Genomic DNA, 13373 nt, shown 5'->3' with positions numbered 1-13373 from the left:
CTGCGGCGCCACGCCGTTGGCGAAGCCGTGCTCGCCGGGTTTGTTCGGGTTGTGCGGCATGGCCGCGGCCAGCGCCTCGGTGTCGGCCATCTTGCGGGCCGCGCGGTCGCCGTCGGCGACGGGGAGGACTTCGCTGGGGCCGGAATCGGTGTTGCGGGCGGCGGACTTGGCGGCGGCTTTGCGTGCGGGCGCCGCGGGAGAGGGGGTCTTGGGCATGAGGCGGAGTGGCAATCGGGTCGTGGGCAGAAGCGCCCTCGCCAAAATAAGTGCCCGGCTTCGGCCACGCCGTAGGACGGCTCCTTCACTTGCCGACGTCAGCCCTTGATCAGCATCAGCACACCGATCAGCACCGGCTGGTGCAGCATGTACCAGCTGAGGCTCCAGCGGCCGAGCCATGCCAGCGGCGCTGTTGCGCGCGGCATGGGGCGCGCGATCCAGGCGCGCCGTTCAACCAGCAGCCACTGCCCGGCCGCCATGCCCCACCACATCACGCCCAGCCACGGAAGCAGCGGCACGTAGTCCTCGGTCACCGGCTTGCGGCTGATCCAACCCACCCAGTTCCACGCCTTGCCGTTGAGGAAGTCCAGTGAAGGCGTGGACGCGATGAGGTCGGCCGCGGCGAACTTGCTGGCGATGGCCAGCGCGCCCGCCAGCCACAGCCACCGGCCCCAGCCGGACGTGAGCCGCACGATCACCAGCATCAGCGCGATGCCGTGCAGCACGCCGAAGTAGATGTAGCTGCGCGGGAACATCCACACCGAGCCGGCTGTCACCAGCAGCGCGCAGCCGGCCACCTGCGCCCAGCGCTTGCCGAAGCGCGGCCAGTCCTGCCGCTGGGCCACCGCCACTGCCTGGCCCAGCCCGGCGCAGAACAGGAACAGGCTGACGATGGCGGTGCGCTGCCAGGTCCAGAACGGATCGGTATAGAAGTTCTGCCGCAGCCAGCCGGCGTGGTTGAGATCGAAGCAGAAATGGAACACCGTCATCCAGACGATGGCCACGCCGCGCAGCGCGTCGATGCTGTCGTAGCGGTGAGGGTTGCGAGGCATGGGCCGCAAGTGTAGGGCTCACGCCCTAACGGTCAGCGCCCGCCGCCTCCCGGCGTGCAAGGTAAAGCGGATAGGCGAAGGCCAGCCCCACGGCGAAGCACAGGACGACGTACAGCCAGGGCCGGCGAACGCCGCTGCGAGGCGCGTCGCGCACCATCCACACCGACGCCACGGCAGCGGCGATGTAGACGTCCCAGGTGATCGCCGAGGTCAACGCATTGGCCGACACCGCCGCCAGGAACGCGCCCGGCGCCAGGCTGCCGCCGCCGCCGAGATAGGCAAGGTTGAAATACCAGGGCAGGAGCAGGCCGGCAGCCGCCAGCAGAAGGTAGGCACGTGAAGCGTTCATGGGCCCGACGTTATCGCTGCCCTGCCCGCGCGCGCTAGGAAAAATGCGACACCGCGTCCCCGAAATCGGCGCGCAGCCCCGCGCGCCCATAGCTCGCGCCGACCAGCAGCGGCCAATAGGCCGGCGCGCTGGCCTGCACCGCCGACAACAGGGTGCCGGCCGGTGCGCCGGCGAAGGCGCGCAAGTCCCGGCCCAGGTGCGACTGGTCGAAGTAGCCGTGCCGCATGGCCAGGTCGGCGCCGCAGCACCCGCCGGCCAGCAGGTCGCGCAGCGCCGCCTCGGTGCGCGCGAGCCGCTGGAACAGCTTGGGCCGCAGCCCGAAATGCGCGGAGAACAGGCGCTCGAAGTGCCGCCTGCTGTAGCCGCCCGTTTGAGGCGTCCCAGGCGTGCCGCGCAGGGCAGCGTGCTGCAGCTGCGCCCCGGAGATGCGGCGCGCCGCATGCCTTTGCTCGCCGCCGACCGTGTCCCACACGAAATCGAACAGCCGGCCGATCCGCGCCGCGTCGCCGCGCGCGTGCCCGATGCGCTCCATCCAGGTGTTCCATCGGGGCCCGAACACGGCCCGTGCATCGGCTATTCCGTCGACCAGCGCTTCGGGTGTGTCGCCGAGCAGGGCCGCCGCGCCAGCGGGACGCACCATCACCGCGATGCAGCGCAGGCGCGGCGTGCGATACAGCGTCACCGGCGACGTGGCCGGGCCGCTGACGAAGGCCGCCGGCAAAGGGTGCAGGCGCATGCCGTCGTGCAGGCCCAGCGCGCCTTCGAGCACCAACACCAGGCCGCTGCCCAGAACAGCCGGAAAGTGGCACTGCAGGTCGCCGGCGGCGCCATCGAATGCGACACCGATACCGGCGCTGAGCCAGGGATCGAGCGCGTGCGGCGGCCGCAGCAGCAGCGCGTTTTGCGCTGGCGCGGCACTCGCATCCATCACCCCACCCACTTGCGGGCGTTGCGCCACATGCGGATCCACGGGCTGAATTCGCTTTTGCCGCCCGAAGTCCAGCTCATCTGCACGTTGCGGAACACGCGCTCGGCATGCGGCATCAGCGCGGTGAAGCGGCCGTCGGGCGTGGTCACGGCCGTGAGGCCGCCCGGGCTGCCGTTCGGGTTGAACGGGTACTGCTCGGTGGGGCGGCCGTGGTTGTCCACGAAGCGCATGGCGGCCACCACGCGCGCGGCGTCGCCGTGGCGCGCGAAGTTGGCATAGCCCTCGCCGTGCGCCAGCGCGATCGGCAGGCGGCTGCCGGCCATGCCGGCGAAGAAGATGCTGGGCGACTCCAGCACCTCCACCAGCGACAGGCGCGCCTCGAAACGTTCGCTCTGGTTGGTGGTGAAGCGCGGCCAGGCGCCGGCGCCGGGAATGATGTCGGCCAGTTCGCCGAACATCTGGCAGCCGTTGCACGCGCCCAGCCCGAAGGTGTCGGTGCGGGCGAAGAAGGCCTTGAACTGTTCGTTCAACACCGGGTGGAAGGTGATGCTGCGCGCCCAGCCGATGCCCGCGCCCAGCGTGTCGCCGTAGCTGAAGCCGCCACAGGCCACGATGCCCTGGAAGTCGCCCAGCGTGGTGCGGCCGGACTGCAGGTCGGTCATGTGCACGTCGTAGGGTTCGAAGCCGGCCTCGTCGAAGGTGTAGGCCATCTCGACGTGCGAGTTCACGCCCTGTTCGCGCAGGATGGCGACCCGGGGACGGGTGAGGTTGAGGGCGGGTGAGCCCTTCGACAGGCTCAGGGCGAACGGGTCCTCGGCCGGATCGAAGGTCAGGTGCACGTGCAGGCCCGGATCGTCCGGGGCGCCGGCGCCAGCGTGCTCGCTGTCGGCGCACACCGGGTTGTCGCGCAGCTGGCAGATCTTCCAGCTCACGCTGTCCCACACCTGGTGCAGGTCGGCCAGCTTGGCGGAAAACACAGGCTTGGTGTCGCGCCAGACCTGCACCTCGCCCTTGCCCACGTCGATGGCGGAGGACTCCGGGCGGGTCATGCCGACGAAATGGCTGAATCTGGACAGGCCGTGCTCGCGCAGCACCTGCATCACCTCGTTGCGCTCGGCGGTGCGCACCTGCAGCAGCACGCCCAGCTCCTCGTTGAACAGCGCTTTGAGCGTCAGTTCCTCGCGCCGCGCGCTCACCTGGCCGGCCCAGTTCTTGGCGTCGCCGACGTCGGCGCGGCTGTCGGCGATGCCGTCGCCCTCGGTCACCAGCAGGTCCACGTTCAGCGACACGCCAACGTGGCCGGCGAAGGCCATCTCGCAGGCCGCGGCGAACAGGCCGCCGTCGCTGCGGTCGTGGTAGGCCAGGATGCGGCCCTGCGCGCGCAGCGCGTTGACGGCGTCGACCAGGCTCACCAGGTTCTGCGCCTCGTCCAAATCGGGCACGGCGCCGCCCGGCTGCTCGAGCACCTGCGCCAGGATGCTGCCGCCCATGCGGTGGCGGCCTTTGCCCAGATCGACCAGCACCAGCGTGGTGTCTTGGGTGTTCTCCAGCTGCGGCGTGAGCGTGCCCCGCACGTCGGGCAAGGTGGCGAAGGCGGTGACGATCAGGCTGACCGGCGAGGTGACTTTCTTCGCCGCGCCGTCGGCGCCCTCTTCGCGCCACTGGGTGCGCATCGACAGGCTGTCCTTGCCCACAGGCACGGCCACGCCCAGCTTGGGGCACAGGTCCATGGCGATGGCGCGCACGGTGTCGTACAGCGCGGCGTCCTCGCCCGGCTCGCCGCAGGCGGCCATCCAGTTGGCCGACAGCTTCACGCGCGGCAGCTCGATGGGCGCGGCCAGCAGGTTGGTGATGGCCTCGGCCACCGCCATGCGGCCCGACGCAGGCGCGTCGATGGCGGCCAGCGGCGTGCGCTCGCCCATGCTCATGGCCTCGCCACCGAAGCCCTTGTAGTCGGCCAGCGTCACGGCGCAGTCGGCCACCGGCACCTGCCAGGGGCCAACCATCTGGTCGCGGTGGCTGAGGCCGCCCACGGTGCGGTCGCCGATGGTGATGAGGAAGCGCTTGGAGGCGACGGTCGGGTGGCTCAGCACCTTGACCGCGGCGTCCTGCAGGGAAACGCCGGCCAGGTCGATGGGCGGGACGTCGACGGGCACGCGCTTCACGTCGCGGTGCATCTTGGGAGGTTTGCCGAGCAGGACTTCCAGCGGCATGTCGACGGCTTTCCCCAAGGGGTACTCCGTTCGGGCTGAGCCTGTCGAAGCCTGCACTGAGCCTGTCGAAGCGGACCCTTCGACAGGCTCAGGGCGAACGGCACCATTTCGCTCAGCGCCAACAGGCTCGCCGGCCACCACCAGCTGCGGCTCCTGCGTCGCCACGCCCACCACCGCGAACGGGCACCGCTCACGCTCGCAGAAGGCCTGGAACTGCGCAAGCGATTCCGGCGCGATGGCCAGGACGTAGCGCTCCTGGCTTTCGTTGCACCAGATTTCCTTGGGCGCCAGGCCGGTTTCTTCCAGCGGGATCTTGCGCAAATCGAAGCGCGCGCCGCGGCCTGCGTCGTGGGTCAACTCGGGGAATGCATTGGACAGGCCGCCCGCGCCGACGTCGTGGATCGCCAGCACCGGGTTCGCATCGCCTTCGGCCCAGCAGTGGTTGATGACCTCCTGCGCGCGACGCTGGATTTCCGGGTTGCCGCGCTGCACCGAATCGAAGTCCAGCTCCGCCGTGTTGGTGCCGGTGGCCATGGAACTGGCCGCGCCGCCGCCCATGCCGATGCGCATGCCGGGGCCGCCCAGCTGGATCAGCAGGGTGCCGGGGGGGAACGGAATCTTCTTGGTCAGCCGCGCGTCGATGTTGCCGACGCCGCCGGCGATCATGATGGGCTTGTGATAGCCGCGCGCCACGCCGCCCACCTGCTGCTCGTATTCGCGGAAATAGCCCAGCAGGTTGGGCCGGCCGAATTCGTTGTTGAAGGCGGCGCCGCCCAGCGGCCCTTCCACCATGATCTGCAGCGGGCTGGCGATGTGCTCGGGCTTGCCGAAGCGGCCATCCCACAGCTTGGACACCGTGAAGCCGGCCAGGCCCGCCTTGGGACGCGCGCCGCGTCCGGTGGCGCCCTCGTCGCGGATCTCGCCGCCGGCGCCGGTGGAGGCGCCCGGGAACGGCGAAATCGCCGTCGGGTGGTTGTGCGTCTCCACCTTCATCAGCACGTGGTGGGTGGCGTCGCCCTTCTCGTAGCGGCCGCCCGCGCGCGCCAGGTAGCGCTCGACCGGCAGGCCCTCCATCACCGCGGCATTGTCGGCATAGGCGATGACCGTGTGCTGCGGGTTGCTCTGGTGGGTGTGCCGGATCATGCCGAACATGCTCTTGTCCTGCGGCACGCCGTCGATGGTGAAATCGGCGTTGAAGATCTTGTGGCGGCAATGCTCGCTGTTGGCCTGGGCGAACATCATCAGCTCCACGTCGCTGGGGTTGCGCCCCAGGCCGCGGAAGGCGTCCACCAGGTAGTCGATCTCGTCGTCGGCCAGGGCCAGGCCAAAGCGCGTGTTGGCCTGCTCCAGCGCGGCGCGGCCGCCTTGCAGCACGTCCACGTGCTCCATTGGCGCGGCCTGCAGCTCGGTGAACAGGGCACGGGCGCCGTCGCGCGAGGGCATCACGCTTTCGGTCATGCGGTCGTGCAGGAAGCCGGCCACCGCCTGCGCCAGCGCCGCCTGGTCCAGCGCGGGCTTGCCGCCCAGCCAGCCGGTCTTCAGCGCCAGCCGGTATTCCACGACGCGTTCGATGCGGCGCACGGCCAAGCCGCAGTTGTGGGCGATGTCGGTGGCCTTGGAGGCCCAGGGCGACACCGTGCCCAGCCGCGGCGTCACCACCACCAGCGGGCCGTCGGATGCACCGGAATAGAGATCGCCATAGGTCAGCAGCGCCGCCAGCCGCTCGCGTTCGGCGCCCGAAGGGGGCTCCTGCGAGGCAACCAGGTGCACGTAGCGCGCCGAGATGCCGGCGATCTTGTCGTGCAGGGCTTGCAGACGGGGAAGTAATTGCTGGGCGCGGAACGCGCTGAGGGCATTGCCGCCCTCGAACTCGGTGATGTGCAGGGACACTGTCTTGCCTGGGTTGCGTCGGGGGAATCCGAAGAGCCCGCGGACCGCTGACTGGGGTCCGGGGCAGCCTTTGATTCTAACTGCGGCCACTGCGCGGGTCCGGGGCCGATGGGATAATCGCGTCCATGGGCATTACCTACAAAGACGTGGACGGCATCCAGGGGATGCGCGTCGCGGGACAGCTGGCAGCCGAGGTGCTGGACTACCTCACACCGTTCATCAAGCCGGGCATCACCACCCGCGAGATCGACCAGTTGGCCGCCGACTTCATGAAGAAGCAGGGCACGACCTCGGCCACGCTGGGCTACCAGCCTTCGGGCTACCCGGCGTACCCGGCGTCGCTGTGCACCTCGGTCAACCACGTGGTCTGCCACGGCATCCCCAACGACAAGGCGCTGAAGAAGGGCGACATCGTCAACGTGGACGTCACCGTCATCATGGACGGCTGGTACGGCGACACCAGCCGCATGTTCCTGGTGGGGGATGTCTCCATCGCCGCCAAGCGCCTGTGCGCCGTCACCTATGAGGCCATGTGGCACGGCATCGTGCAGGTGAGGCCCGGCGTGCGGCTGGGCGACATCGGCTTCGCGATCCAGAAATTCGCCGAGGGCAGCGGCTACTCGGTGGTGCGCGAGTTCTGCGGCCACGGCATCGGCCAGCGCTTCCACGAAGACCCGCAGGTGCTGCACTACGGCCGCCCGGGCACGCTGGAGGAGCTCACGCCCGGCATGACCTTCACCATCGAGCCCATGATCAACGCCGGGCGGCGCGAGGTGAAGGAATTCGGCAGCGACGGCTGGACCATCGTCACCAAGGACCATTCGCTGTCGGCGCAGTGGGAGCACACCGTGCTGGTCACCGAGAACGGCTACGAGGTGCTGACGCTCTCGGCCGGCAGCCCGCCGCCGCCGCCCTTCGTCAAGGGCTGACCGCGCAAGGCGGCATGACGCATGGCCAGCCGTCTCTCCGCCCCTGAAGCGGCACAGCCGCAGGCCCACGCCGTCACCGCCCTGCGCGAGAGCTACCGCGCCCGCAAGTCGCAACTGGTGGCGCCGCTCAGGACGCCGGGCATGTCCACTCGCGGCATCCGCAAGCTGCTGCGCGACCTCTCCGCACTGACCGACGGCGCGCTGCGCGAACTGTGGGCGCAGGCGCAGCTGCCGCCCTCTTTCGCTCTTCTGGCCGTCGGCGGCTTCGGCCGCGGCGAGCTCTTGCCGCACTCCGACGTGGACGTGCTGGTGCTGCTGCCCGACGGCGTCTCGGCCGACGGCGATGCCGAACTGCGACGCAAGGTGGAGGCCTTCATCGGCAGCTGCTGGGACGCCGGGCTGGAAATCGGCTCCAGCGTGCGCACCGTGGCCGACTGCATCGCCCAGGCGCAGGGCGACGTGACGGTGCAGACCTCTTTGCTGGAGTCGCGCCTGCTGGTCGGCGAGCGCAGGCTGTTCGCGGAATTCGAGCAGCGCTTCCAGCCAATCGTCGATCCGCGCGCCTTCTTCGTCGCCAAGACGCTGGAGATGCGCCAGCGCCACAACAAGTACGAGAACACGCCCTACGCCCTGGAGCCGAACTGCAAGGAATCGCCGGGCGGCTTGCGCGACCTGCAGGTCATTTTGTGGGTGGCGCGGGCGGCCGGCCTGGGCAGCAGCTGGGACGAGCTGGTGCGCACCGGCCTGGCCACGCCGCTGGAGGCGCGCAGCATCAAGCAGAACGAGGCGCTGCTGAACCTGATGCGCGCCAAGCTGCACGCCATCGCCGGTCGGCGCGAAGACCGGCTGGTGTTCGACCTGCAGACGGCGGTGGCCGAATCCTTCGGCTACGCCACGGAAACCAATCCGGTGACCGGCCGCATCGTGGTGCGCGCCAGCGAAGTGCTGATGAAGCGCTTTTATTGGGCGGCCAAAGCGGTGGCGCAGCTCAACCACATCCTGCTGCTCAACATCGAGGAGCGGCTGAACCCGAACGCCGGCGAGCCGCGGCCGATCAACGAACGGTTCTACGAGAAGGCAGGGATGATCGAGGTCGCCAGCGACGACCTGTACCTGAAGAACCCACAGGCCATTCTGGAAACCTTCCTGCTGTACCAGACCACGGTGGGCGTGAAGGACCTGTCGGCGCGCACGCTGCGCGCGCTCTACAACGCGCGCGAGGTGATGGACGCCAAGTTCCGCAACGACCCGGCCAACCACGCCACCTTCCGCGCCATGCTGATGCAGCCGCAAGGCATCACCCACGCGCTGCGGCTGATGAACCAGACTTCGGTGCTGGGGCGCTACCTGTGGGTGTTCCGCCGCATCGTCGGCCAGATGCAGCACGACTTGTTCCACGTGTACACGGTGGACCAGCACATCTTGATGGTGCTGCGCAACGTGCGGCGCTTCTTCCTGCCCGAGCACGCGCACGAATACCCGTTCTGCTCGCAGCTGGCGGCCGGCTGGGACAAGCCCTACGTGCTGTACATCGCCGCGCTGTTCCACGACATCGCCAAGGGCCGCGGCGGCGACCATTCCGAGCTGGGCGCGGGCGAGGTGCGTTTTTTCTGCAGCCAGCACGGCATCGAGCGTGAAGACTGCGAACTGGTCGAATTCCTGGTGCGCGAGCACCTGGCCATGAGCCGCATCGCGCAGAAGGCCGATTTGAGCGACCCGGCGGTGATCCAGGCCTTCGCGCAGCGCGTGGGCGACGAGCGGCGCCTGACCGCGCTGTACCTGCTGACGGTGTCGGACATCCGCGGCACCAGCCCGAAGGTGTGGAACGCCTGGAAGGGCAAGCTGCTGGAGGACTTGTACCGCTACACGCTGCGCGTGCTGGGCGGCCGCGCCCCCGACCCCGACGCCGACGTGGAGGCGCGCAAGCGCGAAGCGCTGGTGCAGCTGCAGCTCTACACCCTGCCCTTCCAGGCGCACAAGAAGCTGTGGGACACGCTGAACGTGGGCTACTTCATGCGCCACGAGGCCTCCGACATCGCCTGGCACACGCGCCACGTGTCGCGCTACGCGGGCAGCGGCCAGACCATCGTGCGCGCGCGCCTGTCGCCGGTGGGCGAAGGCCTGCAGGTGCTGGTGTACACGCCCGACCAGCCGGACCTGTTTGCGCGCATCTGCGGCTACTTCGACCAGGCCGGCTTCAGCATCCTGGACGCGAAAGTGCACACCGCCAGCAACGGCTATGCGCTGGACACCTTCCAGGCCGTGACCAACATGCTGCCCGAGCACTACCGCGAGTTGATCAGCATGGTGCAGGCGGAACTCGCCGCCACGATCCAGAAAGCCGGCCCGCTGCCCGCGCCCAGCCGCGGACGCGTGTCGCGCCGCGTGAAAAGTTTCCCCGTGGCGCCGCGCATCGACCTGCGGCCCGACGAGCGCGCGCAGTACTGGCTGCTGTCCATTTCCGCCAGCGACCGCGCGGGATTGCTGTATTCGATCGCGCGCGTGCTGGCGCGCCACAAGATCAACCTGCAGCTGGCGAAGGTGTCCACGCTGGGCGAACGCGTGGAAGACACGTTCCTGATCGACGGCGCGGAACTGCAGCAAAACCGAAGGCAGATCGAGATCGAGACGGAGTTGCTGGAGGCTGTCTCCGCCGCTTGAATGCTTTCGGCCGCACAGGGCTGCGTCAGCTCTGACAGGTCGGCAAAAAAATCACCAAGCCCGTCAATTGTTCGCGCGGCAGGCGTCCTGCCGCGCTTGGTCGGTGTTCCGGCGCCACTTATCACTGTCCAAGCTGTGCAGACGGTGTCAAGACGTCAGCAAATGTGAACGCTTCGGACTGACGCGCATGTGACTCTGCGGTTTCGTCATGCACCCTGTCAGATCTGACAGGGGCTGTCCCCTCATCCGTTTTGACCACCGCCCTGCCTCTTCCTACATTTCGCACATCGCGTGTGACGCGCGACCCATAACGAAACGACGGAGAGAGAACTTGAAACATGGCGAGCGTGGGGATCAGGGGCAGATGCACAACGAAAACAACAACACACGCCGGCGCTTCTGCGCGGCGGCGGGCCTGGGAGGACTCGGCTTGCTGCTCGGCGCTCCGGCCCTGGCGCAAACGGCAGGAAACGGCGCGCGGGCGGCGGGAGTGGGCGGCAAGGCGTGGCGCTTCCTGATCAACGAAGCGGTCACCGGCGAAACCAACTTCTTCGTCCTGACCAACCGCTACAAGCCGCTGGCCGATCACCTCAGCGAACAGATCAAGGGCCGCCACGCGATCGGCATCGAAGCGGTGCTGGACATCAAGCGCTTCGTCAGCCTGGCGCAGGCCCAGCCCCGGCCCGAACTGATATTCGGCAAGTCGGTGAACCAGCTGGCCAAGCTGGTGCGCGACGAGGGCTACCACCCGCTGGTGCGGCGCGCCGATCCCTACAAGGCGGCGTTCATCGTCCCCAAGGGTTCGCAGCTCAAGACCCTGGCCGACGCCGGGCGCGCCAAGGCGAAGATCCTGATGCCCGACGAATACGCGGCCACCACCGCAGTGGCGCGCGCGGAGCTGCGCCGCCAGAACGTGACCGGCGTGGAGGTAGCGCACACCCGCTACCAGGAAGCCGTGGCCCAGCAGGTCCAGAACGGCTTCGCCAACATCGGCGTGGTCAATCCGACCATCGCCAAGAAGTGGGCCGCCGACGGCGGACGCGTGCTGGCCGAAACGCAGCCGGTGGTGAACTGGTCGCTGCTGGCCGCACCCACGATGCCCGAAGACATGCTGGCGCAGCTGCGCGAGATCCTCATGGGCATGAACACGAATACGCAGGCAAGCGCCGTTCTGCAGACCTTGGGCATCAAGGAATGGGCACGCGCCGAACGCAAGGATTACCTGGCTTTGCTGGACTACACCAAGGAGTAGCGATGACCACCAAGCGGCACTCTCGTTTCACTTTCTCTCCGGCGCGCCTGTCGCGCTGGGCCCTCGCGGCCTGCGCGTTCGCAGCCGCCCCTGCCTTCCCGGCCAGCCCGGGAGCGGCGGACACCGCCGCCGCCGTTCCACCGGCGGTGCAGCAGATGGCGCAGGAGATTGCCGCCGAACTCGCGCAGAACTGCCCGGTCGCGCCCGCCGGTGACGTCGGCGCCTACAACACCTGCCGCCAGGCGCTGTTCGCCGACAGCGTGCTGCGCGAGCACCTGCCCAAATTCGTGCTGTGGGGCCGGCAGAGCAAGGACCCGCAGGCCACGCTGCGCCAGACCAACCTCACGCAGTTCGCGCCCGACGTCTGGACCAACATGTACGCGCCGCTGTTCATGTTCAACGGCAAGCACACGGTGCAATGGGTGCCCGAAGAGAAACGTTTCCTGGTCCGGCTGGAAGCGGCGTTCCGCAACCGCCTGCCGCCCGGCCAGTTCCCCTACCCGTTCTGGCACGAAGAGGCCAAGTGGTCCATGTACCAGAGCGCCAACGCCTTCATGCTGTGGGTCGACCCGGCCACCCAGAAGATCCAGGCCGCGCAGTTCACCGACCGCGCGCCCAACGCGCCGCTGCAAGCAGTGCAGCCGGTGCAGCACGCCTTCGAAGGCTCCTGGCTGTGGACCGACGCACAGGGCCGCACGCAGCCGGCGGTGACGCTGTTCGACGGCGTCTACCGGGCCGAGAACCCCTATGCCAAGGTGCTGGACCGCCAGTACCGCGACCTGGCGCTGCAGCTGCGCGAATCGCAGTGCACCAAGTGCCACGTGCCGAACAACCCGGACAAGATGAGCCGCCTGGTGCTGCTGTCCACGCCCGCCCACGCGGCCGGCGAGATCGAACGGTTGATCAAGTCGGTCAAGGAAGACCGCATGCCGATGGATGAATTCCGCCTCAGCTACGCGCTGCCGGAGGAAAACAAGAAATGGCTGCTGGAGCGCGCGGAGGCGTTCCGGGCCACGGTAAGCGCAGCACAGGCGTGGGAGCAGCAGCAGGCTGCCCTTCGCCCGCGGCAGCTGCGCACCAGTGCTTCGGGCGGCAGCCCGTCGCCGACCGAGGGCTGGCAGCCCGCCGCGGCTTCGTCGATCAACCAACAAAAAGGGACTCATCCATGACAACAAGCATTTCCTCGAACATCAATCGCCGCACGCTGCTGCGCGCCGGCGTGGGCGCGGCGGCCGCCGTCGGCGCCGCCTCGCTCGGCTGGGCCCAGTCGTCGCTGGGCGGGGCGCGCCTGCTGGTCAACGAGGCGGTGACTGCCGACCTCAGCATCTCGATGCTGGCGATGCGCTACCGCAGCTGGGCCGACTACATCTCCACCAACATGCGCAGCAAGCAGATGCTGGTGGACCCGGTGATCGACATCCGCCGCTTCCTGCAGCAGGCGCAGTCGGACGACAAGCCTGTGCTGGTGTTCGGCAAGTCGGTCAACCAGCTGGCCAAGCTGGTGCGCGACCACGGCTACCATCCGGTGGTGAAGCGGCCGGACCCGTACAAGGCGGCCTTCATCGTGCCCAAGGGTTCGCAAATCCGCGAGGTGGGGCAGCTGAGCGGCCGCAAGGTGCTGATGCCCGACGAGTTCGCGGCGACCAGCGCCATGGCCAAGGCGGAGCTGCGCCGCCTGAACGTGCGCGACCCCTACATCTCGCACACTCGCTTCCAGGACAGTGTCGCCGCGCAGGTCTCCGTCGGTCTGGCGGAAGCCGGGGTGGTCAACCCGACCATCGCGCGCAAGTGGAAGGAAAGCGGCGGCACGGTCATCGGCGAGACGCAGCCGGTGGTCAACTGGTCGCTGCTGGCGGCGCCCAAGACCTCGCCCGAGGCGGTGGCCAAGCTGGCGGACTCGATGATGGCCATGAGCACGCAGTCGGGCGGAAGCGGCATCCTGAGTGAAATCGGGGTGAAGGAATGGGCCAGGGGCGAGCGCAAGGAGTACCTGGCGCTGCTGGAGTACACGGGGGAGTAAATGCGCAGTAGTTGTCCCGGCCGCCTGGTGGCGGCAGGTTGTGTGGCCGTGCTGGCCACGCTGTGGAGCGCCGGCGCTTCGC

10 protein-coding genes are annotated in these 13373 nt (G+C 68.6%); 5 read left to right on the top strand and 5 right to left on the bottom strand.

Annotated elements, in window-relative coordinates:
• From H0U68_RS22810 to purL, 5 genes are all read right to left on the bottom strand, one after another.
• A partial coding sequence (locus tag H0U68_RS22810; RefSeq protein ID WP_296359194.1) for a hypothetical protein occupies positions 1 to 216 on the bottom strand: 216 nt, incomplete at its 3' end.
• Between the two features lie 98 nt (positions 217 to 314).
• Complete coding sequence (locus tag H0U68_RS22805) at positions 315 to 1049, bottom strand: heparan-alpha-glucosaminide N-acetyltransferase (RefSeq protein WP_296359193.1); 735 nt, start codon at positions 1047 to 1049, stop codon at positions 315 to 317.
• 25 nt (positions 1050 to 1074) lie between these two features.
• Positions 1075 to 1398 (bottom strand): DUF2834 domain-containing protein, encoded by a 324-nt coding sequence (locus H0U68_RS22800; protein WP_296359192.1) that lies wholly within the window; start codon positions 1396 to 1398, stop codon positions 1075 to 1077.
• 34 nt (positions 1399 to 1432) lie between these two features.
• A complete protein-coding gene (locus tag H0U68_RS22795; protein ID WP_296359191.1) occupies positions 1433 to 2326 on the bottom strand; it encodes a helix-turn-helix domain-containing protein in 894 nt (297 codons plus the stop codon).
• Entirely contained in the window at positions 2326 to 6429 is a 4104-nt protein-coding gene (gene purL / locus H0U68_RS22790; protein WP_296359190.1) for a phosphoribosylformylglycinamidine synthase, read from the bottom strand. The genes H0U68_RS22795 and purL overlap by 1 nt, the downstream gene beginning before the upstream one ends.
• A gap of 125 nt (positions 6430 to 6554) precedes the next feature.
• Here purL and map point away from each other — a divergent pair, with 125 nt between their 5' ends.
• From map to H0U68_RS22765, 5 genes are all read left to right on the top strand, one after another.
• Positions 6555 to 7358 (top strand): type I methionyl aminopeptidase, encoded by an 804-nt coding sequence (map, locus tag H0U68_RS22785; RefSeq protein WP_296359189.1) that lies wholly within the window; start codon positions 6555 to 6557, stop codon positions 7356 to 7358.
• Positions 7359 to 7379: 21 nt separating this feature from the next.
• Entirely contained in the window at positions 7380 to 10019 is a 2640-nt protein-coding gene (locus H0U68_RS22780) for a [protein-PII] uridylyltransferase (RefSeq protein ID WP_296359188.1), read from the top strand.
• A 364-nt stretch (positions 10020 to 10383) separates the two neighbouring features.
• Positions 10384 to 11271, top strand: a complete 888-nt coding sequence (locus tag H0U68_RS22775; RefSeq protein WP_296359187.1) for a PhnD/SsuA/transferrin family substrate-binding protein — start codon at positions 10384 to 10386, stop codon at positions 11269 to 11271.
• Positions 11272 to 11273: 2 nt separating this feature from the next.
• Complete coding sequence (locus H0U68_RS22770; protein WP_296359186.1) at positions 11274 to 12440, top strand: hypothetical protein; 1167 nt, start codon at positions 11274 to 11276, stop codon at positions 12438 to 12440.
• Complete coding sequence (locus H0U68_RS22765) at positions 12437 to 13291, top strand: PhnD/SsuA/transferrin family substrate-binding protein (RefSeq protein ID WP_296359185.1); 855 nt, start codon at positions 12437 to 12439, stop codon at positions 13289 to 13291. The genes H0U68_RS22770 and H0U68_RS22765 overlap by 4 nt, the downstream gene beginning before the upstream one ends.
• The last annotated feature ends 82 nt before the right edge of the window (positions 13292 to 13373 follow it).

This window comes from Ramlibacter sp. (assembly GCF_013697775.1).
Lineage (GTDB): Bacteria > Pseudomonadota > Gammaproteobacteria > Burkholderiales > Burkholderiaceae_C > Ramlibacter.
The sequence above is the reverse complement of the archived record's forward strand: the minus strand, read 5'-3'. Positions and strand labels throughout refer to the sequence as shown.

Coding starts and splice junctions, on each gene's coding strand:
- H0U68_RS22805 (WP_296359193.1), bottom strand. CDS start 1,049: ATGCCTCGCAACCCTCACCGCTACGACAGCATCGACGCGCTGCGCGGC.
- H0U68_RS22800 (WP_296359192.1), bottom strand. CDS start 1,398: ATGAACGCTTCACGTGCCTACCTTCTGCTGGCGGCTGCCGGCCTGCTC.
- H0U68_RS22795 (WP_296359191.1), bottom strand. CDS start 2,326: ATGGATGCGAGTGCCGCGCCAGCGCAAAACGCGCTGCTGCTGCGGCCG.
- map (WP_296359189.1), top strand. CDS start 6,555: ATGGGCATTACCTACAAAGACGTGGACGGCATCCAGGGGATGCGCGTC.
- H0U68_RS22780 (WP_296359188.1), top strand. CDS start 7,380: ATGGCCAGCCGTCTCTCCGCCCCTGAAGCGGCACAGCCGCAGGCCCAC.
- H0U68_RS22775 (WP_296359187.1), top strand. CDS start 10,384: ATGCACAACGAAAACAACAACACACGCCGGCGCTTCTGCGCGGCGGCG.
- H0U68_RS22770 (WP_296359186.1), top strand. CDS start 11,274: ATGACCACCAAGCGGCACTCTCGTTTCACTTTCTCTCCGGCGCGCCTG.
- H0U68_RS22765 (WP_296359185.1), top strand. CDS start 12,437: ATGACAACAAGCATTTCCTCGAACATCAATCGCCGCACGCTGCTGCGC.